19 protein-coding genes and 1 tRNA gene are annotated in these 24510 nt (G+C 65.1%); 6 read left to right on the top strand and 14 right to left on the bottom strand.

All coding sequences use genetic code 11. The features are described from left to right. From SSO01S_RS15375 to SSO01S_RS15365, 3 genes are all read right to left on the bottom strand, one after another. A partial coding sequence (locus SSO01S_RS15375) for a hypothetical protein (RefSeq protein ID WP_218000379.1) occupies window positions 1-1415 on the bottom strand: 1415 nt, incomplete at its 3' end. A 278-nt stretch (window positions 1416-1693) separates the two neighbouring features. Continuing rightward, entirely contained in the window at window positions 1694-2455 is a 762-nt protein-coding gene (locus SSO01S_RS15370; protein WP_169798368.1) for a PP2C family serine/threonine-protein phosphatase, read from the bottom strand. 5 nt (window positions 2456-2460) lie between these two features. Further along, window positions 2461-3138 (bottom strand): vWA domain-containing protein, encoded by a 678-nt coding sequence (locus tag SSO01S_RS15365; protein ID WP_066800621.1) that lies wholly within the window; start codon window positions 3136-3138, stop codon window positions 2461-2463. Window positions 3139-3288: 150 nt separating this feature from the next. Between SSO01S_RS15365 and SSO01S_RS15360 the strand changes: the two genes are divergently transcribed. Further along, entirely contained in the window at window positions 3289-4803 is a 1515-nt protein-coding gene (locus tag SSO01S_RS15360; RefSeq protein ID WP_157073801.1) for a hypothetical protein, read from the top strand. Here SSO01S_RS15360 and SSO01S_RS15355 read toward each other — a convergent pair. The 6 genes from SSO01S_RS15355 to lepA all read right to left on the bottom strand — a co-directional run bounded on the left by SSO01S_RS15355 (window position 4800) and on the right by lepA (window position 12916). After that, window positions 4800-7373, bottom strand: coding sequence for an HWE histidine kinase domain-containing protein (locus SSO01S_RS15355; protein WP_066800614.1), 2574 nt, complete (start codon window positions 7371-7373; stop codon window positions 4800-4802). The genes SSO01S_RS15360 and SSO01S_RS15355 overlap by 4 nt on opposite strands. Further along, window positions 7374-7901: a biliverdin-producing heme oxygenase gene (locus tag SSO01S_RS15350; protein WP_066800611.1), complete on the bottom strand. Its 528-nt coding sequence runs from the start codon at window positions 7899-7901 to the stop codon at window positions 7374-7376. Window positions 7902-8029: 128 nt separating this feature from the next. Further along, window positions 8030-8728, bottom strand: coding sequence for an ABC transporter ATP-binding protein (locus SSO01S_RS15345; protein WP_066800609.1), 699 nt, complete (start codon window positions 8726-8728; stop codon window positions 8030-8032). After that, window positions 8725-9927 carry an ABC transporter permease gene (locus tag SSO01S_RS15340; RefSeq protein WP_066800607.1) on the bottom strand — a complete coding sequence of 401 codons (1203 nt, stop codon included), beginning with the start codon at window positions 9925-9927 and terminating at the stop codon, window positions 8725-8727. Before SSO01S_RS15340 ends, SSO01S_RS15345 begins: the two co-directional genes overlap by 4 nt. A gap of 5 nt (window positions 9928-9932) precedes the next feature. Further along, window positions 9933-10982: an efflux RND transporter periplasmic adaptor subunit gene (locus tag SSO01S_RS15335; protein WP_066800605.1), complete on the bottom strand. Its 1050-nt coding sequence runs from the start codon at window positions 10980-10982 to the stop codon at window positions 9933-9935. A gap of 140 nt (window positions 10983-11122) precedes the next feature. Further along, window positions 11123-12916, bottom strand: coding sequence for a translation elongation factor 4 (lepA, locus tag SSO01S_RS15330; RefSeq protein ID WP_066800603.1), 1794 nt, complete (start codon window positions 12914-12916; stop codon window positions 11123-11125). 283 nt (window positions 12917-13199) lie between these two features. Here lepA and SSO01S_RS15325 point away from each other — a divergent pair, with 283 nt between their 5' ends. From SSO01S_RS15325 to SSO01S_RS15315, 3 genes are all read left to right on the top strand, one after another. Then, window positions 13200-13994 carry a CsgG/HfaB family protein gene (locus SSO01S_RS15325; RefSeq protein WP_083943154.1) on the top strand — a complete coding sequence of 265 codons (795 nt, stop codon included), beginning with the start codon at window positions 13200-13202 and terminating at the stop codon, window positions 13992-13994. 205 nt (window positions 13995-14199) lie between these two features. Beyond that, window positions 14200-15489: an FAD-dependent oxidoreductase gene (locus tag SSO01S_RS15320; protein WP_066800600.1), complete on the top strand. Its 1290-nt coding sequence runs from the start codon at window positions 14200-14202 to the stop codon at window positions 15487-15489. 62 nt (window positions 15490-15551) lie between these two features. Beyond that, window positions 15552-15628: transfer RNA gene (locus SSO01S_RS15315), tRNA-Pro, on the top strand. Window positions 15629-15670: 42 nt separating this feature from the next. Here SSO01S_RS15315 and SSO01S_RS15310 read toward each other — a convergent pair. The 5 genes from SSO01S_RS15310 to SSO01S_RS15290 all read right to left on the bottom strand — a co-directional run bounded on the left by SSO01S_RS15310 (window position 15671) and on the right by SSO01S_RS15290 (window position 21673). Continuing rightward, on the bottom strand, window positions 15671-16555 hold the full coding sequence (locus tag SSO01S_RS15310; protein ID WP_157073800.1) for a hypothetical protein: 885 nt from the start codon (window positions 16553-16555) through the stop codon (window positions 15671-15673). Window positions 16556-16851: 296 nt separating this feature from the next. Further along, the gene (locus SSO01S_RS15305) at window positions 16852-19359 is read right to left on the bottom strand and encodes an ABC transporter permease (protein WP_066800595.1); all 2508 of its coding nucleotides are present in this window, start codon (window positions 19357-19359) and stop codon (window positions 16852-16854) included. Window positions 19360-19396: 37 nt separating this feature from the next. After that, window positions 19397-20077, bottom strand: a complete 681-nt coding sequence (locus SSO01S_RS15300; protein ID WP_066800592.1) for an ABC transporter ATP-binding protein — start codon at window positions 20075-20077, stop codon at window positions 19397-19399. A 20-nt stretch (window positions 20078-20097) separates the two neighbouring features. Next, window positions 20098-21411: an efflux RND transporter periplasmic adaptor subunit gene (locus SSO01S_RS15295; protein WP_245646836.1), complete on the bottom strand. Its 1314-nt coding sequence runs from the start codon at window positions 21409-21411 to the stop codon at window positions 20098-20100. A gap of 52 nt (window positions 21412-21463) precedes the next feature. Continuing rightward, window positions 21464-21673 (bottom strand): hypothetical protein, encoded by a 210-nt coding sequence (locus SSO01S_RS15290; protein WP_157073799.1) that lies wholly within the window; start codon window positions 21671-21673, stop codon window positions 21464-21466. A gap of 130 nt (window positions 21674-21803) precedes the next feature. Here SSO01S_RS15290 and SSO01S_RS15285 point away from each other — a divergent pair, with 130 nt between their 5' ends. Both SSO01S_RS15285 and SSO01S_RS15280 read left to right on the top strand, forming a co-directional pair. Then, on the top strand, window positions 21804-23189 hold the full coding sequence (locus tag SSO01S_RS15285; RefSeq protein WP_066800588.1) for a sigma-54-dependent transcriptional regulator: 1386 nt from the start codon (window positions 21804-21806) through the stop codon (window positions 23187-23189). Continuing rightward, window positions 23179-24501, top strand: a complete 1323-nt coding sequence (locus SSO01S_RS15280) for a sensor histidine kinase (RefSeq protein ID WP_066800584.1) — start codon at window positions 23179-23181, stop codon at window positions 24499-24501. The genes SSO01S_RS15285 and SSO01S_RS15280 overlap by 11 nt, the downstream gene beginning before the upstream one ends. Window positions 24502-24510: the final 9 nt, after the last annotated feature.

The following is a 24510-nucleotide window of genomic DNA, read 5'->3' as shown; positions in this document are numbered from 1 at the left end:
TGGCGCTCGTTGCACGCCCGCCGCTCCGCCTGCCACGCCCGCTGCCCCGCCTCCAGCACCCTTCGTCCCTCACCCCCACTCCGACCAAGTAGTTCGCGATACCGCCACCCCACCATCCCCTCCCCCCTCCCCACCCCCGCGTCGGCGCACGTTTTGCCAGCCGGGCAGAGGAGAGGGGCGATGACATCAGCCTTTGGGATCAGTGCTGCTGTAGATACGAACCCTGGCCTACCGTTGCTTCGGGAGACCAGAATCCATCGTTCTGCACCATCCGTCACTAGGCTAGGGGTACCAGTAAGTTCGTCTCCCAAGAAAAGGGGATCGAGCGCGGCATATTGCCCCCCCGGGCCATCGCGAAGATAGACAGGCTGGCCATCGCTGCGGGGGACGATCAGATAGTTGCGCGGTTCGGCGAACGCTGTAACCGGGCCGTTAAAGCCGGGAAGCTCGGCAGCCAGCGCGCTCGCATGGGCGTGGCGCGTGGCCATCTCTTCCATCAGCCGGTCAGAGCCTATAACCAGCCCAGCGATCGCCCCCGCCAGCATCGAGCTGCGGATGGTGAAGCCCGTGGCGGTACGGCGCTTCGGCGGCCGGGGAATGCGCACAGGCCGATAGACATATCGCATCGGCGGCGGAGGTGGCACCACCATCTGCACTGCCTGTACCCGCACCGGCGTCTCGCGGCGCGGCCTTGCGCGCACCGCCTGAACCCGCGCCTCATGCCCGCAGAAACCACAGCCAGCCCCAAAATGGACATGCTCGGCGGGTCGCACGCTGCAGGGGGCGAGTTGCTCCATCAGCTCGTCGAGATGGTCGCGCCATTGTTCCGCACTTGGCCGCCGCCGTGTCAGGAAAGCGGAATCGAACATCTCGCGCGTCTTCCGCAGGAACATGCGATGAACGCTCGCCGTACTGGGCGTCAAACCCGCACGCGGCGCGATCGCGTAGGGGTAGAGCCCCTCCACAATCCGCGTCTGCAAATCGGTCGCCGCGCTGCCGGTCACTGTCCCGGCAAATGGGTGCACGCCATTATTTAGCAGCTGAAAGGTGACAGCAGCCAGCGCGAACAGATCCTGCTCCACCCCGAGCTCGGATGGCTTCCGCTTCCAGCTTTCGGGCGCGATATACTCATCGCTCAATTGGAGCGCCCCAATGCGCCCGTTGGCGCCCGCGACGCTGAAGCCATCCGCATCGACGACTGCCATCCAGCTCACGGCCGGATAAAAGCGCAAATTGGCCGGCTTCAGGTCGATCATATGATGTCCGGCGCGGTGCAGCTCGGTAAAAACCGACGCGAGGTTACGCGCGACCAGCACGCGATATCCATAATACTCGCTGATCCTCTCGACCTTGCGACTGTTCTTCTGGAGCAGGTTCACCAGGCTGGTCGAACGCGCGAAATCCACCTCGGGCATCAGGAAGCCGATGAAGCTGCCGGCGTCATCATGCAGTTTGGCCAGCGGCCAGGCGATCTGCGGATATTTCGCCCCGCGATGCTCGGCTACGGGAAGGTCGGGCGGCCGGGCGAGCATTGCTTCGATTTTCGCTTCGTAGCGCCCCGCTTCCGACGGCGCGTGATACAATTTGGCGGCGAAACCGCCCTCTATGGCACAAACCTTGCCCGATGCTCCTTCACCCAGCACTCTGCCAAGGCGCAGTGCCCTGCGGTCCGCTCCGCGCCCGAGATATACCCTCACCGCGCCTGCGCCCAAACCAGAGTCTTGTCATCGCCCGAGCGCTCGCGCACAGCTTCGGTATCGAGCGTGGCCGCCAGCGCCTGCTCGCCCTCAGATCGCCCCGCGCCCGCCAGAAACCGGCCGATCGGTTCGAAAAAGGGCAGGAACGGCTCCGGCCCTGAGCGCATATTCTGCAAACCAATGTCGGTGACACCATCGGTCATCACGAAAATCGTGTCGAACTCGGGCGCGACCAGTGTGAAGCGAAGCCGCTTGCGCCAGTCGGTCTCGGTGAAGAAAAAGGTTTCGTGCGAATATTCGCCGTTACGCGGCGCGGACAGCGCCCAGCGCCTACCGCCGCTCTCCAGCGCAAGCGCCGCGCCGTCGCCTATGTGGAAGAACAGCCCGCCCTGGCCGGACAACACCACCGCGCCAACAAGCGTCGCGTGATAATCGGAAGGCGCATCGGCAACATGTGCCCGTGCAGCCTCAATCCCCGCGCGCACCGCCCGCACACCCCGCCGCAGCAGTGCGCGCGAGGGGCTGGGCTTGCACTTGCCAAGCGCCTTCACAAGCGCGCGCCTCACCTGCTCACACAGGATCGCCGCGCCCTCCCCGCCATGCGCCGCCGATCCCGCGCCGTCAGAAACGATCGCGATCAGCACACCACCCGGGGTCACTTCGAGCCGATGGTTGTCTTGGCAATCTTCACCGCGCAGCGCATGGTACGCCCCCGTGACCGAAGCCCCGGCGATACGCCATGCCGAAGCTTCAGCCACGCGGCTCAACCCCTGCCGGGAACCACCGCCCAATCGCTGGGCGCAGCCATCTGGATATTTTCGGAAGGCGCCGATTGCGATCCTGCGCGCGCGCTGCGGCTGAGCCACAGGAAGAATTCGCGAAATGCCAGGCCCTTCAGCGCCAGCGGCTGGCGCGGACTGAACCGGCTCAGCTTCTCCATGTTCGCCTGCCCCACGCCGACGCAGAACACTGAAACCCGCCCGTTCTGCTCAGCCACGCGGCATTCTTCGGCGGCGCTTTCCCAATCTGGATCCGTGGGCTCGCCATCCGTCAGCACGAAAAGCCAAGGCCGGTTATAGGGGATGCCATGATCGCGATAGCGCGCTTTCTCCGCCTCGACCTCATCGAGCGCGCGGCGCACGCCCGCGCCTAGCGGCGTGGTGCCGTTCGCTTCGATCTCCGGCGCTTCGAACTCGATCGCATCGACCCAGTCAGCCACAACCTCTACATCGTGCGGCGCTCCGACACGCAGCACCAGGATGCGCACCCTCTGGCGCGCGACGTCATCCGCCTTCAAATCGCTCTCGAGAAGCTTAAGCCCTTCGTTGAGCGCGCCGATCGCATTGCCATTGCCCATCGAGGTCGAGCCATCCAGCACCACCACGCAAGGCAGGCGCTGACTGGTATTCTCGGCAAGGGCAACGTCCGGAATCAGATTCACGTCACAATTCTCCCGCGCGGAATCGAACACGTCCGCCGGGGGATATGACGCGGTTTGTCGACGAAGGGCAAGGCAACGGACAGCGGCACCCGCTCCATTCATGGACGCCGCTATCGCTGCTCGCCAGCCCCCTCTATCACAGTGCCGACCATGCAAGAGCCGACTCAGCAGACGCCCCCGCCCGTCATCCTCGGCCCGCCCGCGGAAATCGACGCGGCGACGCTCGCCTTTTGCGCCGCCATCTCTCCGCACGCGCCCATTTATGTGCCCGTCGATCCTCAGCCGCACGCCAAGGTAGCATATTGCTTCGACAATTCGGTGCGGCAGGCGGGGATGCAGGGCGGGGAAGCGGCCTATGGCTGGGCGATCTGGCGATGGCCGGGCCGCTGGTTCGAAGCCGAGCATCATGCGGTGTGGCGCCACCCTGACGGCAGCCTGCTCGACGTAACCCCGCAACTGGGCGATCCAGAGCGAATTCTGTTCCTGCCCGATCCCGAGAAGGTCTATGACCCGAGCACCTATCGCCGCAACGTGATTGCCCCCGACGCGGACAACGCACTCGCCGCCGAATATATCGAGCTTGTCCGCCAGCGGACCGACATAACCGATCGATACTGGTACCCGGGGGTGGAAGTGCTGCCGCTCTTCTCCGCCGAGGATCAGGCACGCCTTGCCCCTATCGACGCACGCATGTCCGAGTTGCGGGCGGCGCTGGTGGGCGACCCTTCCGCCCCGTTCGTTGCGGAGATAAGCGAGCCGGGGCATCCGCTGCACGCCGCATGGCGTGAATTGAACCGATCCGTCGATGCGCATCCCTCGCGCGGCCTGGTCCGCGATAATGAGGTCCGCAAGTTGCTCACGTTGCTCCGCCGCGACCATCCCGTGCTCGCGGCCAGGCTGGACCCGCAGCGGATCGCATTATGGGAACCGCCGGTAAGCTGCGGCACGCGCTGGTTACTCTTGGGGCTCGCCCTGCTTCTGTCAGCGTGCATCCTCTATCTCGTCTACGGGCGGGCCACGCGCCCGCCGCCCCAACCGGTGGTGGTGGTGACGCCAGAACCGCTGACGAACCAGCGCGTAGATATTGACCGCGCGCTGGAAGAAATATTCGGCGAGCAACTCTCAATCGCCGATATCGAGCGCAATCCCTCGCTCCTCCGATTGCTCGAGAGCGTGTGGAACAACGCGCGTGAAGACGGCACCCCGGAGAGTTTCGCCGCCGAGGTGAGCGCGGTCTTGAAGGAGCACTACCGCGCCAACATGTCGACAGCCTCCGCAGAGGATCTGCTCGCATATCACCGCCTGATGCTCGAGAATGCGCGCGCCTTGCGAGGGCTGAGCGTGGAGGATTGCGCCGCATTCGCTTCTGGGAAGGAGTTTGACGCGAGCCTGATGCCGGCGGACCTCGCCCAGCGTGAGATCGCCCTTGCCGCCCGCATATTGCCCAATGCCCAGCGGCAAGCCGGCTCCCAGACCGATTTCGTCATGCCCGCCGCAATTAGCGCCGAGGTGATCCGGCGCGCCAAGCTCACTCCAACTGACCTTGCTCAGGCGCTGGCGGGCAAGGGCACGCCAGAGCGTGTGTGCGGCGCGCGGATAGCCTTATGGGAAACGCTGCTGGACTTGCCCGCATCGAGGAGCGTGCCGCTGCTGCGGAAATTCTAGCCTGGCGTAGCCGTCAACAGGGAATCGAGCGCCCTTGCCACATTCTCGAGTGTGTAGGGTTTTTGCACGATCGTCCGATGGGCATGCTTCTCGGGCAGTTGCGCCTGCTCGCCATACCCTGAGGCGAACAGGAACGGAATCCGCAGTTCGTCCAGCCGGTCCGCGACCGCATAGCTGGTCCTGTCACCTAGATTGATATCGAGCATCGCCACGCTGGGGTTGAAACTCTCGACCGCGTCGAGTCCGCCATCCAGTGTCGATGCGGTGGCGATATCCTCTGCGCCCAGCCGCGCCAGCACGTCTTCGGCATCGAGCGCGATGATCAGGCTGTCCTCGACCAGCAGGACCCTGTGACCGCGGAGCACCTGTTCGGGGGGGGCTGAGGGATGACCGAGTGCCGGGCGCGGATATTTGATCACGGGCATGCGACCCTGCCCGGCCTCGCTCACATGGCGCGCGGGGATGCGAAAATGCGCGTGGACGCCATCCGGATGGAAGGCGATATCGGCCTCGCCCCCCAGATCATACGGCACCGATCGCCCAATGATCGTGGTGCCAAATCCCTTGCGCGTCGGCACCTTGACTTCCGGCCCTTGTTGTTCGCGCCAATCGACCTCCAGGTCGCCCGCAGCGTTGCGCGCCCAGCCAATATCCACCCGGCCACTAGCGACCGAGAGACTGCCATATTTCGCCGAGTTAGTGACCAGTTCGTGGATCACCAGCGCCATGGTTGAGTAGGCTTGAGGGTTCAGCAGCACGAAATCCCCGGAGATCTGGATGCGTCCCACACCATCTGCGAGGAAGGCCGCCGCCTCCGCATCGATGAGCGCCTGGATCGGCGCAGGGCCCCAATGATCGTCGGTGATCTGGTTGTGCGCGCGCGCCAGTGCATGGATGCGCCCGTCGACCAGTTTCACGAAACCCTCAAGGCTGTCATCATGCGGCTTGGACTGGCGGATCAGCCCCCGGATCACGCCCAGGATATTGCGCACACGGTGGTTCAGCTCCGCGATCAGCAACTCCTGCCGTGCATGGGCCTGCTGGCGCTGGACGGTCGCCTCTTCGGCAAGGCGCAGGACCACTTCGATCAGGGTGGCGCGCAGCGTTTCCGCCACGCGCAACTCGGAGGGGCTGAATGGCCGCGCCTTGCCCTCAACCAGTTCCTTCCATTCAGCGAAGCTCTCACGGGGGGTGAGGCGGGGGCCGTTGGGACCATATACAACCGGCTTGTGGGGATCGCCGCCCCAGCGCACAGAGTGGATCAATTCGGCGCGAAACAGCACGACATAATCGCGCGCGGTGCGCGAAAGGGGGATCGCCAGCATCCCCGCCGCAGTCGATGCATAGTCCGCCGCCGAGGGCACGACCCGCGAAATCTGGTCGGTTGTGAACACGTGCCCGGTGTCGGTGTCGTGCAGCTGCGCGATGATCTCGCGGAAACCGTGCGCGGGCGGCGTCTTGCCCGACAGGGCGAGGCTGCCATTGATCCACACGCCCACGCCGTCCGCAGGGATCGCGCTGGTCAATATATCGCCCAGCCAGTCGGGATCGTTGAGCAAAGTCTCGTCCGACGCGACCGCGCCCAGCAACTGATCCGATATGTCGCGTGCGCGCCGTTCGAACTCCATCAGTTCCTTGCGCAGCCGGCTCTCCAGCCGCATCGCGAACATCTGCGCGAACAATTCGCACACCGACCGGCGCTCGAAACTCGGCGAAAGCGGCGCATAATGATGGCAGGCGAACAGGCCCCAAAGCTCGTCATCGACGATGATCGAGATCGACATCGATGCACCCACGCCCATGTTCTTCAGATATTCGACATGGATACGCGAGACCGAACGCAGGATCGAAAGCGAAAGATCGAGCGTCTGCCCCCGGCGATGCGCGGCCGAGACGATAGGAACCGGATCGGCATCGATATCGGCGATGACGCGCAGCAAATTGCGCTTGTAGAGCGTGCGCGCCTGCGCGGGAATGTCAGTAGCGGGATAGTGCAGCCCCCTGAACCGGCCGATACCGGACCGGCACGCTTCCGCTGCAACCTCGCCCGAGCCGTCCTGATCGAAGCGATAGACCATGACGCGGTCGAAGCCGGTCAGCCCGCGGATCATCCGGGCGCCCTCGTTGAGGAACTTTTCGAGCGTGTCGGTCAGATCCAGCCGGGCTATCATCGCGCGGACCGTGTTCGTCGCATCGCCGTGCTCGTCGGACGCCGGCTCGGCCTCGATAACGATCTCCCCGCCAGAGACGTGCAACGCGACGTCGAAGGCAGCGAGATCGTCGCGGAGGGAACAGCCGAATACACGCTCGACCGCGTCGTCACCCCGCAGCATCGCGATACGATTGCGGAAATGGTGCACCGCCTGCCCGCCGAACAGCATGTCGAGCGGCTTGCCGATCGCCTCCTCCGGCGCAACGCCCAGAAACTCAGCCAGATTCGCAGAAGCCCGCTCGACCACCCACTGTTCGGACACGGTCAGCAGAAAGCCAATCGGCTGGATGGCACCGAGCAGATGGATGGGCTCGCGGTCGCAATTGGTAAGGTCGACGGGTTCGTTCACGGACGGCACTCAGTAGCTCTCCACGTCACGGCGCGCGGCCGCTTCGAAACATGCGAAGACCGCTCTTGCGCCTGCAATCGCCTCAGCAATCTCCTCCTTCGACGTTAGTTTCGCCTCCAGAACGGCGATGAACGCACGCCATGCCAAAGACGATCCCTGCGCCAGAAACCGCGTGGGCAGCGCTTCGCTTACCTGCTTGCGGAGGATCTGCCCGCCGAGCCGGGAACCCTCCAGCACATAGACCCCGCCCAACAAGCCGGCCTGTGAAGTGAAGCCGTCAAACGGAGCTTCGGCGATATCCTGGCACCCGAGATCAGCCAGATCGGCTCGGATCGCGTCCGCCCGCCGACGTATCGCCCAATCCTCGATCACATCCCCCGCCGCATCATCCAGCGCCCGCTCGACCGGCAGATGGGCAGCCGCCTGGCGGAGCAGAAAGCGCCGATAGCCCTCGCGGCTGGACAGATCATATTGCGAGAAAGCAGCGTCGACCCGCTCGTGATTTTGCTCCGTCGCCGAACGGAGCGCTGCGCGCACACTCAAGCGCAGCGCTCGCCCGGTATGGCAGCATCAAGCCAATCAACACCCATAAGCCGGAGCATAAGCGGAAACGGCCCAAGGGCAATAAGTGCTTGAGCAGGAGTCATTACCGTTGTGGAACGCGGTCAGGCGGGCGTCGGTTCCGCACGGGCCAGCCGCCCATCGAGAAGCTCGATCCGCCGACGGCAGCGCGCGGAGATATGCTCGTCATGCGTGGAGATCAGGAAACATGTCTCGGTTTCCGCATTGATGCGATCGATCAGCGCCATCACGTCATCGGCCGATTGGCGATCAAGGTTTCCCGTCGGCTCGTCGGCCAGCACGAGCGCGGGGCGGTTCATCAGCGCGCGGGCAACAGCGACACGCTGGCGCTGCCCGCCAGACATGGCGGCCGGGCGGTATTTCCGGCGATCAGCGAGACCCACGGCATCGAGCAGCTCGGCAGCCCGCGTGCGCATCGCGGCAGTCTCGCGCCCCGCCTGCGCGGCGGACGGCATCATCACATTCTCCAGAGCCGAGAGATCGGGCAGCAGGTGATGGAACTGGAAGACGAAGCCGATATTCTCGCGGCGGAAGCGCGTACGCTCCGCCTCGCTCGCCGCCGTCAGATCGGTTCCGAGCATCGTGTAGCTGCCGCTGGTTGGGCGGAGCAGCGTCCCGAGGATCGTCAGCAAGGTGCTCTTGCCCGAACCCGACGGCCCCAGCAGCGCCGTCAGTTCGCCACGCTGCAGATCGAGATCGATGCCGCGCAGCACCGTGGCGCGCGCCTCCCCTTCCCCAAAGGACTTTTCGAGATCACGAACGGACAGCAGGGGTTCGCTCATTGCCCGATCGCCTCGACAGGATCGACGCCCGCAGCGCGGCGCGCAGGGAGGATCGATGCAAGCGCCGCCGCCAGCGTGGTCAGCAGGATCGCGAGGAGGAACTGGCCCTGGCCCCGGTCGATCGGAAGACCGCCCTGCGCCACCTCGCTCACCGGCGGGAACGGCGCGAGCGCCGCCCATGCGATCACCGCGCCGCCCACCGCGCCGGTCGCGCCGATCAGCGTTCCCTCCAGCACGAATATCGTCGTTACCAGCCGCTTGCCCGCACCCATCGCGCGCAGGATGCCAATCTCCGCCCGCCGCCGCACGATCGAGAGCAGCATGGCGCTGGCGATGCCGACGATGATGGTGATCAGCGCGAAAATCTTGATGATCGTGCCCGTGCGGCCCTGTGCATCGAGCGCTTCGAACAGTTGCGCATTCTCCTCGGTCCAGGGCGTGACCTTCAGCCCCGTCGCCCGGCGCAACGTATCGGCCACGCGGGATGCGTCATTCACCGGGGCGACCTTGACCTCGATGCGCGAAATGCCGCTGGGCAGGTCGAACAGCGCCCGCGCCGCGGTGAAGTTCATATACACTGCCTGCCGGTCCGCACTGGCGATGCCGAGCGAGAAGATGCCCCCGATCCGGAAGTTCCGCTCCCGGCCACGATCCGAAACCAGCCGCAGAACCTGCCCCGTCCGCACGCCCAGATCATCCGCCAGGATCCGCCCGATCAGAATGCCATCGACCGGCAGATCCCCGCTACCCTCGACAATCGCCGCGCCGATATTGGCGATTACCGAAAGATTGCCCGGCGTGACCCCGGTGACGCCCACCGGCGCGACGGCCTGCCCGCGTTCGATGAACGCGCTGCCGCGTATCTGGGCAGACACGCCGGTCACGCCGCGCGTCCCCGCGATGATCGGGATAAAGGGCTGCCAGATCGCAATCTGTTCGCGCCGGCTGAGGTCCTTCTGCACAACCACCTGCACAGATTCCGCGTCCGCCAATATCCGAGGATCGCGATCGCGCATCTCCAGCGTCACATGCGGGATGCTGCCCACGGTCCGCTGGGTCAGCAATGTCGCAAGCCCGCCGATCAGGGCGCTCATGAAAATGAACACCGCCACGCCCAGCGCCACGCCGATCGCCAGCAGCAATGTCTGCCCCCAGCTCGACAGCAAATGGCGAATGGCGATCTTTGCCGCGTAGCGCATGCCGGTTAGCGGCGCAGGCGCACGCGCGCGCCGGGGGCCGCCGCCTGCGGATCAGCGAGAATGCGCATGCCGGGCTCGAGTCCCTCCGTCACCGTCACCGTTGCCGCGGGCCAATCGAGGAAGCGTACGCGCCGCTCGGCAACAACCCCCTCCGCATCGACGGTCCGCACGCGGGGATTGCTGTCCGCCTGCAGGATCGCGCTGCGCGGAATGCTGATCGACGCCTGCTCCCGCGCCACGACCAGATTGACCGACACGGTGAGTCCGGAAGGCGCGGCGGCGAGCGCATCGGCGATCTGGAGGCGAACTTCGCGTGCCCCGGTCGCCGGATCGACGCGCGGCTCGACATGCGAGATGGTGGCGCGCAGCGGCTGTGCGCGTCCGGGCAGGCTGACCAGCGCTTCACCCCCCGCCCGAAGCTCGACCGCGTAGATCTCATCCACTTTCGCCGTGACTTCGGGCGCCGCAAGATCGGCGAGGCGATAGAGGATGGTGCTGACTCCGATCGTCTGCCCGGGATCGACCGGCCGTTCGAGGATCACGCCGGCAAAGGGCGCGCGCAATTCGTAACGCTGCTGCACTTCGCGGGATTGCACCACCGTCGCGCGGCGGCGCTTGAGTTCCAATGCGCCCTGATCGACGGCAAGGCGTGCTTCCTCACGGCGCTGGCGCGTGACGAACTCGCCAAGCGCGCTGTAGCGGGCGAGATCCCGGCGCGCCTGGGCCAGGACCGCCTCCTGCGCCGCGACCGCCGCTTCCGCTTCTGCGATCGCGGCCCGCTGCGGCGCATCATCGACGCGCGCGAGCAACGTACCCGCCGTCACTCGATCGCCGACGTTGAAGGGAAGCGCGGTCAGCGTGCCGGGGACTGGAGCCTGAACCTCAACCGAGAGGCGCGGCCGGATCGTACCGTTGACCGCGAGCATCCGGACGGATGGTCCACGAGCGGTCTCCAGCGTTTCGACCGTGGCGGGGCGAGGCCAGAGCAGCGCTGCGACGACCATGATCAGGGCCAGCGCCACGGCAATGACGATAGCGAGCTTCCGTATCTTCATCGCCGCAGATCACCTGACATCCGGTCCCTTCCCGTTCGATTGACCCATGGCGAAAAGAATGTTTCGCGAGCGCAAAGAACGGCATGGCCCCGCCGGGGTTCCCGGACGCGGACAGACCTGCGCAAGGGAACCCGATCCGCTTATTCCTCGCCCATGCGCAGCGCGGCGATGAACGCCTCCTGCGGGATGCTGACCGAGCCATATTCCCGCATCTTCGCCTTGCCCTTCTTCTGCTTTTCCAGAAGCTTCTTCTTGCGGCTGGCGTCGCCGCCATAGCATTTCGCGGTGACGTCCTTGCGCATCGCGCTGATCGTCTCGCGCGCGATCACCTTGCCGCCGATCGCGGCCTGGATCGGGATCTTGAAGAGGTGGCGTGGGATCAGTTCCTTGAGCCGCTCGACCATTCCGCGACCGCGGACTTCGGCGGTGGCGCGGTGGACGATCATGCTCAGCGCGTCGACCGGCTCTTCGTTCACCAGAATGCCCATCTTCACCAGATCTCCTTCACGGTGGCCGATCTGCTCGTAATCGAAACTGGCATAACCCTTCGACAGCGACTTGAGCCGATCGTAGAAATCGAACACGACTTCGTTGAGCGGCAGTTCATAGGTCACCTGCGCGCGTCCGCCGACATAGGTGAGGTTCTTCTGGATGCCGCGGCGATCCTGGCAGAGCTTTAGGATGCTGCCCAGATATTCGTCGGGCACATAGATCACGGCGTTGATCCACGGCTCGGAAATGCTCTCGATCTTGTTCGGCTCGGGCATGTCGGCCGGGTTGTGCAGCTCGATCTCGCCGCCGTCATGGGTCAGCTTGATCTTGTACACCACGCTGGGCGCGGTGGTGATCAGATCGAGATCATATTCGCGGGTCAGGCGCTCCTGGATGATCTCAAGGTGGAGCAGGCCGAGGAACCCGCAGCGGAAGCCGAAGCCGAGCGCCGCCGAGGTTTCCATCTCGAAGCTGAACGAAGCATCGTTGAGCCGCAGCTTCGAGATGCTCTCGCGCAGCTTTTCAAAGTCCGCCGCGTCGACCGGGAAGAGCCCGCAGAACACCACCGGCTGAACTTCCTTGAAGCCGGGCAGCGGCTCGGCCGCCGGCCGCTTGGCGTCGGTCAGCGTATCGCCGACGCGCGCCTGGGCGACTTCCTTGATCTGCGCGGTGATGAAGCCGATTTCGCCCGGGCCGAGATCGGGCAGCTGCTCGATCTTGGGGGTGAAGGCGCCGACCCGGTCGATCAGATGGGTGGTGCCCGCCGCCATGAACTTGATCTGCTGGCCCTTGCGGATCATCCCGTCGATCACGCGGACGAGGATCACCACGCCCAGATACGGATCGTACCAGCTATCGACGAGCATGGCCTTCAAGGGGGCATCGGGATCGCCCTTGGGCGCGGGAATGCGCTCGACGATGGCGTCGAGGATCTCGTCGATGCCGATGCCGGACTTGGCGCTGGCCAGCACCGCATTCGATGCATCGAGCCCGATGATCTCCTCGATCTCTGCCTTCACCTTCTCCGGCTCGGCGCTGGGCAGGTCGATCTTGTTGATCACCGAGATGATCTCGTGATCATGCTCGATCGACTGATAGACGTTGGCGAGCGTCTGGGCCTCCACGCCCTGCGCCGCATCCACCACCAGCAGCGCGCCTTCGCACGCTGCAAGCGAGCGCGAGACTTCGTAGGCGAAGTCGACATGCCCCGGCGTGTCCATCAGGTTGAGGATATGGCCCTTCCACTCCAGGCGCACGGTCTGCGCCTTGATGGTGATGCCGCGCTCCTTTTCGATGTCCATATTGTCGAGCACCTGCGACGACATCTCGCGCTCGGTGAGCCCGCCGGTACGCTGGATCAGCCGGTCGGCCAGGGTCGATTTGCCGTGATCGATATGCGCAATGATCGAAAAGTTGCGGATTCGGGAAAGTTCGGTCGCCATGATCGGCGGGCGTTAGCAGGGTGGCGGCAGGATGCGAAGGGGGTCCCTCGCATTGGCGAGCGCATGCGGCAAGGCCGCCGGGCTACCCGGAACGGGGGATTTCGCGGCCCGCCCCCGAGCCCCATCCTGCCCCCTCCAGCCGATGCGACGGCGATGCGACGAACCTACACGTTCGTGTTGTTATGCACCCGTCACGTTGCTAGCCTGTGTCCCGGTCATTGGCATCCCGGGGAGCAAGCACGGGCGCGGCCAGCGACGGTATTGATGAGAGGGGAAAACCAGCATGCGCAAATTGATTCTCGCCACGGCGCTCGCAACCGCCGGGCTGTCGCTCGCTGCAGCCGACGCCGCCCAGGCGCAAACCTCGATGTCCTCGGGCAAGCAGGACAAGAAGGGCAATACCAAGGGCGCATCGTCGGGCCGCAAGGCACAGGAGCGTGGCACGCGCGACATCCCCAAATGCGTGAAGCCGCTCGGCACCATCGGCATGGTGCCGCCGGAGAATCAGTGGTGGCGTGAACTCAATCTGGGCAGCCCCGAGGCGATCCTGAAAGTGTTCGTCCAGCAATCGGGCTGCTTCACGCTGGTCAATCGCGGGCGCGCGATGACGAGCCGCGCAATGGAGCGCGCAATGGCCGACAACGGCGAACTGCGTGCGGGATCGAACATGGGCGGCGGCCAGGTTCGCGCCGCGGATTATCTCCTCGAACCCGATATCGTCAGCTCGAACAGCAATTCGGGCGGCGGCGGCTTTGGCGGCCTTGTCGGCGGCATGCTGGGCGGTCGCGTCGGCGCGGCAATCGGCGGTGCGATCAGCATCAAGAAGAAGGAAGCCAACGTAACCCTCTCGGTTGTCGACACGCGCAGCACTGAGGAACAGGTGACCGAGGGCTATGCCCGCAAGACGGATGTAGGCTTCGGCGCCGGCGGCGGCGCGGGCTGGTGGGGCGGTCTCGCCGCCGCTGGCGGCGGTGGCTACCAGAACACCGAGATCGGACAGGTGATCGTGCTCGCCTATCTCGACGCCTATATCAAAATGGTCCAGCAGCTCGGCGGCCTTCCCCCCGGCGATTATTGACGGCTGACCGGGCGGCGCCCCCCTTGCAGGACGCCGCCCGAGAACCGCTGAACGATCCGCGGATTGCGCTCTAATGGCCATCCGCATCGGCACCGCTGTCCGGGCGCTCCCCCTCGCCCCTAGAGAGATCGCCGCGCAGAGCGGGTCGTGCTTGCTCTCCTCGCGAGTGCCGCTAGGCTCGTACAAAAGCGGGGGGATTGCCCATATGCGCCATATCGCCATCATCGGCTCCGGGCCGGCTGGCTATTATACTGCCGAAGCCTGCCAGAAGAGCTTTGGTGATGAAGTGCGGATCGACATCATCGATCGCCTCCCGGTCCCCTTTGGGCTGATCCGCACCGGCGTCGCCCCCGATCACCAGTCGATCAAGGGAGTATCCCGCCGCTACGAGGCGACGGCGCTGACCGACAATGTGCGCTTCGCGGGCAATGTCACGCTGGGCAAGGATGCGTCGATCGAGGAATTGCTGGGTCTGTACGATGCCGTGGTGCTCGCCACCGGCGCGCCGAACGATCGCCCGCTGGATCTCCCCGGGGCGGACCTGCCCGGCGTCACCGGATCGGCCGCGTTCGTCGGCTGGTATAACGGCCATCCGGATCACGCCGCGCTCGCCCCGGCGCTGAACGGGGGCGCGGTGGTCATCGGCAACGGCAATGTCGCGCTCGATGTGGCCCGCGTGCTTGCCAAGACCGAGTCGGAGTTCGCCGGATCCGATATCGTCAACCACGCGCTCGACGCCCTGCGCGGCGCCACGGTACCGTCGATCACGATCCTGGGGCGTCGCGGGCCGCATCAGATCGCGATGACGCCAAAGGAACTGGGCGAGCTGGGCGAGCTGGAGCGCGCAGTCCCGGTAGTCGATTACGCCGATCTGCCGCCGGTGGAAGACGATGCCGCGCTCGACCCCGGCCAGCGCAAATCGGTCACGCACCTGCGCAATTTCGCGGCGCACTCCGCCGACAAGCCGATCCGCATCATCTTCGACTTCTTCGCAATGCCGGTCGCGATCGAAGGCGACGGCAAGGTCGAACGCGTTATCGTCGAGCGAACCGCACTGGATGCGGACGGGTCGGCGCGCGGCACCGGCGAAACCTATGCCATCCCTGCCGGCCTGGTGGTCAGCTGCATTGGCTATCGCACGCCCCCAATCCCCGGCATTCCCTATGACGATCGTGCAGGCCGCTTCGCCAATGACGAAGGCCGGGTGATGCCCGGGCTCTACGCTGTCGGCTGGGCGCGCCGGGGTCCCACGGGAACGATCGGCACCAATCGCCCCGACGGCTTCGCCATCGCCGAAAAGATCGCCGCTGATATCGGCGAAGGCGCAGGCAAGCAGGGGCGCGCGGGGCTCGATTCACTGCTGCAGTCGCGCGGCGTGGACCTGGTTACCTTTCGAGATTGGCAGAAGATCGACACCGCAGAGATCGCCGCCGCACGCGCGGGGGCCCCGCGCGAGAAATTCACCAGCGTCGAAGCGATGCTCGGTGCGCGGTGAGACGCGCTTTTTGACTTGATCGTCACGCGCTGCCCCGCTAGGCGCAGCCCCCTGCAATGTGTCGGGGCGTGGCGCAGTCTGGTAGCGCACTGGTCTCGGGGTCCAGGGGTCGTAGGTTCGAATCCTATCGCCCCGACCATTGCAGCGATTTCCCCCATACCCCGAATGCCGGCGAAGCCGTTCACTCGAAGCGTGCGGATCGCGGGCGGCCGTTGAGATAGGCGCTGGCCGGATCGTCGAACGGGAAACCCAGCGCCGCGACCCAGCCCAGAATGCGCCGCACATTGTGATAGTTGGCCGTGCCGGTGGCCACCGCGACCGGCGAGTTCAGCCAAGCCTCTGACACCAGCAATCCCCGTTGCGCGCGGATCAGCCGCCCATCCTCGATCAGCGGCTTCAGCCTGCGCTGTACTGTGGCAGGTGCAAGACCCAGGGTGCGGGCAAGCACCGCCGGGCGCACCGGCTCGCGCAGCCGGTCCGGGATCGGCGCAGCATAATCCGCATGATGGCGGGCAAGCGGAGGATCGTGCGTAAATCGCCGCGCATTGGCGCACAGCACACTCGAATAGAGCACGAGGTTCACCCATTCGCGGTCGACGCCCCTGTTGGCGTCCATCACCGTCAGCAGCATGTCTGCTGCCGCGCGTATTCCCACGCCCGGATGATAGGCCGGCTCGCGGCGCTGCTGCGGCATCTCGAAGCCAATGGCAGCAAGATCCTCGACGAGGCGTACGAATGCGTCGTGCCCCGTGCGCGTCACGCCCGCCAGCCGGGGCGAACCCAGCGCATCATGCGTGGCCGAAACGCCCTTTGGCGTACGCACGCAGATTCCGGCAGCGATCATCGCATTGACGTGACGGCGGACGGTCTCGAACGGCTTGGACAGCGAATCGGACAACGACGAAACCGAGATCGCACCGGTCTCCTCGCTTTCTTCCGGTTCCACCGCGTCGCCCGGGCCGAACTGCCTAAGCTGCCCCTGCCGGACGATCAGCGTGAAAATCGTGAAGCGGTCGAGATTCCCGTCGAATGCGCGGATCCCCTCGGCCACGATCGTTGTCTGCATTTCCGCAAGAAAGCGCGTGACCATGCGCAGGGGGGGATGCGGCATACGCGCAGACATAGTTTAGGCGCAGCCCAGGGCACCCAGATAGCCCCTGTAGCCGGGGGCGCTGGAGCTATCGCTATAACTTTGTGATACAAGGATTTTCGTGGCGTCCCCCATGGAAGGGCAATCTGCATATTCGACTTCATGCAGCCAAGCGGCACCCTACCCATTTTGAGCAATCTGAAAGATTATTGCGTGCATAAGCGGGCGGGGAGCAGCTCCCCGCCCGCCCGGCAATGCCATACGCGACGCGCCTACTCGTAACGCAAGGCATATACCGGATTGGTGCGCGCCACGCGGAAGGCGTGTGCGCCGATGGTGACGATCGCGATGACCAGCGCCGCAAGCCCCGCCAGCAGGAAGGGTACGGGGGTGAGCGCCATTCGGGCATCGAACTGGTTGAGCCAATCACGCATCACCCACCAGGCGATCGGCCAGGCGATCACGTTCGCGATCACCACGGGCCGCGCGAACTGCCAGATCAGCAGCCGCACGATATCGCCGGTCCGTGCACCGAGCACCTTGCGGATGCCGATCTCCTTGGTCCGCCGCTCGGCGGTGAAGGCAGCGAGGCCGAATAGCCCGAGGCAGCCGACGACCACCGCCAGGACCGCGAACAGGCCGAACATCTGCGCCCGCGCGTCCATCCGGCGATAGCTGCGCTCCATGATCGCATCGCTGAACTGCCCGTCGAACGCCGCATCGGGGGCAAAGCTGCGCCACACCTTCTCGATTCCGGTGCGCACGGCTGCGCCATCGCCCTTGAAGCGCGCGACGAGCCAATATGCCGCGTTGCGATCCCACGCGAAGATGATCGGCTCGATAGGCGTGTTGACGGTACGGAAGCGCGAATCGGCGACCACGCCCACGATGGTGAGGGTCATCGACCCGCCATATTCCTCCCTGACGCCCGAGCGGAGCGTCTTGCCGATCGCCTCCTGCGCGCTGGCGAAGCCGAGGCGCTTCACACCCGCTTCATTGATCACGACATTGGCCCCGCGTGCCGCCAGCGCGCGCTCCGCAGCGGGGTCTTCCGGGATCGGCGTGGTCATGTCGTCGGCAGGACGATTGCGATCGAAGGTGCGGCCAGCCACGGTTCGGATGCCCATCGTCGCGAAATAGCCGGGATCGACGGCATAATAGCCGATGTCCGTAGGCTCGGTGCGGCCCGACACGGTCACCAATGTTGTCGAGGTATTGCCAGTGTTCACACCGATGCCGGTCGTGCCGACATTCTCGACACCGGGGACCGCCCGGATCTGCTGAAGCAGCGCATCCTCGCGGCCCCGGAACGCTTCCGAAGACACGCCAGCCACCTGGATCAGCCCTTCGCGCTGATAGCCGGGATCGAGCGTGCGGGCATAGACCGTCTGGCCATAGACGATCGCCGTGCAGGCCATTAGGCCGATCGAGACCGCGAACTGAACAACGACCAGGACGCTGCGCAGCCGCCCGCTCCCTTCCGCATCCGACGCAGACTTGTTCGCCTTGAGCACGCGCGCGGGCTCGAAGCGCGAGAGATAGAGCGCCGGATAGACGCCCCCCGCCGCACCCACCAGCAATACGAGCGCCAGCACCGGCAGGATCACCCCATGGCTGCCGAAATAGTGGAGATCGAGGTCCGCATCCAGGAACTGCTTGAACCAGGGCAGCGCGATCTCGGTCAGCGCCAGCGCGACGAGCGTGGATATCGCGGCCAGCAGTACCGATTCACCCAGGAACTGCACGACAAGCTGGCGGCGCGTGGCACCCAACACCTTGCGCAAGGCCACTTCACGCGCCCGCTGGCTGGCGCGCGCCGTTGCCAGATTGGTGAAGTTCACGCAGGCCATGCCCAGGATCAGCAGCGCGACGATGGCGAAAGTCGCGATCGATGTCGCATCGTTGCCCGGAGTCATCGCGGACCCTTGCGCCTTGCCCAGATGGACATCGCGCACGTTGACGAATTCATAGTCGCGCTCGTCCCCAGCATTGGTGACGCGGTCGCCATTCTTCTCATCCGGGATATTGCGCTTTTCCCAGGCCGCCAACTGGGCGTTGAGCGCCTGCACATCGGTGCCGGGCTTGAACTTCACATACACCCAGCCGCCGGTCCATCCCCATGAGGTGAGGAAGCGCTCAAGATTGCCCTGCGCGTAGAGGCTGGGGAAATCGGCACGGACGAGCAGATCGATATCCATGTGCGAATTCTTGGGGAGATCCTTCATCACTCCCGTGATGCGATAGTCGCTCTTCACCCCCATGGTCAGCACGGTGAGCGTCTGGCCAAGGATATTGGTGCTCCCGAACAGGCTGTTCGCCTGGGATTCGCTGAGTACTGCTGTGCCGGGTTTCGAGAGCGCCGACGCATCGCCATGAAGGAAAGGCAAGGGAACCGTCGCGAAAAAGTCGCTGTCGGTGAGCACCGCATCCTCAGGCGTGTAGGCGCGGCCGTCCTTGAGCACGGTGAGGCGGTTACCGCCGCCGATATAGGTCGCAGCCTCTATCTGCGGGAAGTCCTTTAGCAGCGCCGCCTTGATCACATAGGGCGAACCCTGGTTCTCGAAGTGATCGGAGCTCGTCTTGCTCTGGAAGGTCGATTGAAACTGATAGACCTGGCTGCTCTCGGGCATCCACTCGTCATAGCTGCGCTCGTAGCGGACATAGAGCAGGATCAGCAGGCACGCGGCGATGCCGAGCGACAGCCCGAAGATGTTTATGAAGGCATAGACCTTGTTCTTCGCGAGGGCCCGAAGGCCGACGGTGAGATAATTGCGCCACATTTGGGTGGTCCTCCCTGAACCTTGGCTTCAATCGGCCTCAAGCGGCGCGGCGGCGTTCCTGCAGGATGCGCCCATCGAGCATGCTGACCACACGGCCGGCATAATCGGCGTGTGCGGGCGAGTGCGTGACCATCACGATGGTCGATCCCTCGCCGTTAAGCTGCTGGAGCATCTTCATAACCTCTTCGCCGTGATGCGTGTCGAGGTTGCCGGTGGGTTCGTCGGCCAGGATCAGCCTGGGGCTGGCGACTAGCGCGCGGGCCACAGCGACGCGCTGCTGCTGGCCGCCCGAAAGCTGGCTCGGCCGGTGCCGCGCACGGTGCGCGATACCCACCTTGTCCATCACCTCTTCCACCCGGCTCTTGCGCTCGGCGGCGGAGACATTGTGGTAGAGCAACGCCAGCTCGACATTGTCGCGGACGCTCAGCTCATCGACCAGATTGAAGCTCTGGAAGATGAAGCCGATATTCTCCTTTCGAACGTCGGCCAGCTTGCTCTCGGAGAGCCCGGCAACTTCCTGGCCGTTGAACACATAGGAGCCACTGGACGGGCTATCGAGCATTCCGATCATGTTGAGCAGGGTCGATTTGCCGCAGCCCGAAGGCCCCATGATCGCGACGAATTCGCCCTCCGCGATATCCAGGTCGATCGCATCCAGCGCGGTCGTCTGCACCGTATCGGTGCGATAGACCTTGGAGAGTTCGCGCATCGTCAGCATGGGATTCCCTTTCTTGTCTGTCACCTGCTCAGGTCCAGGCGCGTCTTGTCGGTGAAGCCGGTATAGGGGGAGGTCAGCACTTTCTCGCCCGCCTCCAGACCCTCAAGCACTTCGATGAAATCGGAATTGCGGCGGCCGAGGCGGACGTTGCGCTTCACGGCGGTGCGGCCATCGGGGGTCACCACGAAGATCCACTCCCCACCCGTCTCGTTATAAAAGGCGCCGTTGGGCACGAGCAGAGCGGGCGCCGGATCGCCCAGCACGAGCCGCGCCTGCATCGTCTGGCCGCGCTGGATGTTTCGCGGCTCTTCGCCGATGAACTGCAGGTCAATCTGGAACTGGCCGTTCTGCACCTGCGGATAGATTTTGGTGACGCGCGCTTCGTAGCGCTTGCCGCCGAAATCCAGGCTCGCCTTTTGCTGGAGCTGGACGCGGCCGAGATAGAATTCATCGACGCCGGCGATCATCTTGTTGCGGCCCGGGCTGTCGATTTGCCCCACGCGCTCGCCGCGCTGGAGCGACTGGCCGACCTGCACCGAGAAGCCCGAAAGCTGGCCCGCGACAGGCGCGCGAAGCTGGAGCGCATCGAGATTGGAGCGCGCGATCGCCAGCCCGGACATCATCGATTTGGCCGCAGCCTGTTGCTGCGCGAGCTGGCTGCCCTGAAGCTTCGCATCGGTCGATTGCGTGCGCTTGAGCACGGCATAGCGCCGCTGCTCATATTCATATTGGTCGCGCGTGTCGGCAAACTGCTTGGCGGGGACGAAACCCTTGGCGGCGAGAGGCTTTTCGCGCTCATATTGACGGCGTGCCCTTTCCATCGCCAGCCCAGCCTCCAGCACCGCACGCTCATTGGCGAGCCGGGTCTGCGCCAGCGCCAGTTCCTGGCTGCGCATATTGTTGATCTGCTGCTCCACCTCCGTCTGACGCGCGAGCGTCGAAAGCTGGAGCTCGGCGTTGGAAAGCACCGCAATCGGCTGGCCGGCCGCGACGCTCGCACCGTCCTCGACCAGCATCTTCTCGACCCGCCCGCCCTCGACTGCGTCGATATAGACGGTGAGCAAGGGCGTCACGCGGGCGCGCAGCGGAATGAAATCGTCGAAGGTCCCCTTGGTCACGGTCGATACCGTTACATCCTTCGCCCCCACGGTCTGGCTGGTTCCCGACGGCGCGAACCACCAGAAACCCAACGCCGCCGCGAGCGCGAGCGCGCCGCCGATGATCGCTTTGGTCCGCATCGAGAGCTTTCGCGTCTCGACGACCTGATCCATCCCGCTCCCCGTAACCGGACGGTCCCCCATATTCTTCTGCATCCGAGTGACACCCATGCTCATCGACGTAGCAACCGCCATGCCAAGCCCGTCGGGACGGCTGGGGGCGCGCCCGTCACAGTCTCGGCCCGCCGCAATTGTCCGAATTCGAACACTTCTGTCCAAAATCGAACGCCAGCTTGATCGACGCGAAGCCCAGGCTGATCAGCGCATGGCCCCCCTCGCCGACGCTCAGTTGCAGGTTCACCTGCGGCCTGGGCGAGACGGCGGTGAACGCAAGCGCAAGCAGCACGATCGCTGACAATTTTCTCGACGGCCTATCCATGCGTCAGAAAAAGCAGGAGCCGTGCCAATTCAGGTCCGCCCGGGGGGACGGACCATTTTTGCGTGGGGCCCACGCTTGGCACGCAAATTGATTGTCCGATTCCGCACAGTCGCTGTACGGGAATGGGCATATGGGTGAGGGACCTCAGTTCGACTTTTGCGTCATCATCGATGACGACGACGATATCCTGATGGCGTCGCGGCTGCTGCTGCGCCGCCTGTTCAAGGACGTGGCGATCGCGAATACACCCGAGGAAGCGCTTCCTGCGATCTCGGCGCGCCCGCCCGACACGGTGCTGCTCGACGCCAATTTCGCACGCGGCGCAACCGACGCGGCGGAAGGTCTGGCATGGCTCGACAAGTTCCTCGCGATCGATCCGGAAATGGTGGTGGTAATGATCACCGCGCATGCCGGGGTGCAGGTCGCCGTTGCGGCGATGAAGCGCGGCGCGACCGATTTCGTATCCAAGCCCTGGTCGAACGAGCGCCTGCTCGCCACCGTGCGCAATGCCGCATCGCTGCGCCGTTCGCGTCGCGCGATGACCATAGCCCCCGCCGCGGCCGCTGCGGCGCCCGCCGGGTCGCCGCTGCTGGGCACATCCCCGGTGATGACCCGCGTGCATTCGCTGATCTCGCGCGCCGCGCCAACCGACGCCAACGTGCTGGTGCTGGGCGAGAACGGAACCGGAAAGGAACTCGTCGCCCGCGAGCTGCACCGCCAGTCGCTCCGCGCGGACAAGGTCATGCTCACGGTGGATCTAGGCGCGATCTCCGAGGATTTGATCGACAGCGAGCTTTTCGGCCACGTCAAAGGTGCGTTCACGGACGCGCGCACGGATCGCGTGGGGCGGCTACAAGCAGCCGATGGCGGGACGCTGTTTCTAGACGAAATTGGCAACCTTCCCTTGCGCTTACAGCCAAAATTGCTGACTGCGCTGGAACAACGGCAGATCACCCCCGTCGGTGCCAACAAGCCGATACCGATCGACATCCGCGTCATCGCGGCGACCAATTTGCCGACCGAAAAACTTCGCGACGAGAATCATTTCCGGCAGGATTTGCTGTTTCGCCTGAACACGGTGGAGATCGATCTACCCCCGTTGCGTGATCGCCCAGAAGACCTGCCCCAGCTTATCGATCATTACCTGGACCATTATGCGCGACGCTATGGCCGCGAGGTGCCCGTCCTGGGCGCGGCAGCACGCGCGGCCCTACTTCGCCACGATTGGCCAGGCAACGTCCGCGCATTGCGCCACGCGCTGGAGCGCGCGGTGATCCTTGCGCGCGACGGCGAACTCCAGCCCGACGATTTCGCGCTTTCGCCCACCGCACCCCGTATCGCGCCCGGTGCCGTGGTCGCGCCCGGTGCGGGCGACGATCTGAACCTGGAGCGTGTCGAGCGGCGGCTTGTGGAAGAGGCGCTGAAGAAGCACGGCTACAACATCTCACTCGCGGCCAATGAACTGGGGCTCTCGCGCGCGGCGCTTTACCGGCGAATGGAAAAGCATGGGCTTTGACCAGCGCTTTACCATCGGGCTGACCGCCTGGATCGCGCTGCTGGGCGTTGCGCTGCTGGCCTGCGTGGCGGCCTTTGCCACGCCGGGCCTGGGCGCTGCGCGTCTCGTCTCGATGGTGCTGGCGGTCGCCATGTTCGCCGGATTGTGGCGCCACGTGACGCGAACCAACCGAACGCTCGCCCGCTTCCTCGAAGCAGTGAAGTTCGGGGACACCGCTGTACGGTTCGACGGAAAGGGCGGCGCCGGATTTGGCGAGCTGGCGGCGTCGCTGAACGATGTGCTTGGCCGCTTCCGCGCGGAGCAGGACCGCGCAGCGGGGGAACTGCGCTATCTGGACGCGCTGGTCGACGACATCCCCGTCGCGGTGCTCACGGTGGACGCAGACGATCGGGTGACGCTTGCCAACAAGGCGGCCCGGCGGCTCTTCAAGGGCGAACAAGGCGCTCGCCCCGAGGACTTCGCGCATTATGGCGCGACGTTCGCCCGCCGACTCGCAGACAGCAAACCGGGCGAGGAATTGCTGCTGCTGAACCTGGGCGGCCGCTCGCAGCGCGTGCTGGTCCGCACTGCGGCGCTCGAGCGGCTCGGCCAGCGCACCCGGGCGCTTGGGCTCCAGCCGATCCAGGGCACGCTCGACGCCGCCGAGATGGCGGCGCAAACCGATCTCGTCCGCGTGCTGACGCATGAGATACTGAATTCGCTGACACCGGTTACGTCGCTCGCGGCGACAGCCGCAGATCTCCTCGCCGACCCCGACCTTGCCGCCGATCCGCGCATCGGCGATGCGCGCGCCGCGGTGACGACGCTGGCCAGGCGTGCCAAGGGCTTGGGCCATTTTATCGAGGCCTATCGCGAAGTCGCCCGCACGCCCGAGATCAAGCGCCAGCGCTTTACCGCCGCGCCCTGGGCGGACGAGCTCGCCCGCATCTTTGCCGCGGAAGCGCCCGTGATCCCGCTGGAGGTGAAGATCGAGCCCCCGGCGCTTGTCCTCGATGCCGATCCCGATCTGCTCGCCCAGGTGCTGATCAATTTGATGCACAACGCGGCGCAAGCGATGGCAGAAACCGAATCGCCGCGCCTCGTCCTGCGGCTACTCGCCACACCGGAGGGCGTTGCGATCGAGGTGGAAGATCATGGTCCCGGCGTTCCCGAACAACTGCGCCAGGACGTGTTCCTCCCCTTCTTCACCACGCGCGCAACGGGAACCGGCGTGGGGCTGAACCTCGCGCGCCAGATCGTAGTCGCGCATGGCGGGGCGATCGGCGTCACGGATGCGCCCGGCGGGGGCGCGCTGTTCCGGATATTGCTGTAGCGCTCCGTC

The sequence above is a fragment of the Sphingomonas soli NBRC 100801 genome (genome assembly GCF_001591025.1).
Lineage (GTDB): Bacteria > Pseudomonadota > Alphaproteobacteria > Sphingomonadales > Sphingomonadaceae > Sphingomonas > Sphingomonas soli.
This window is presented reverse-complemented; position numbering and strand designations above follow the sequence as displayed.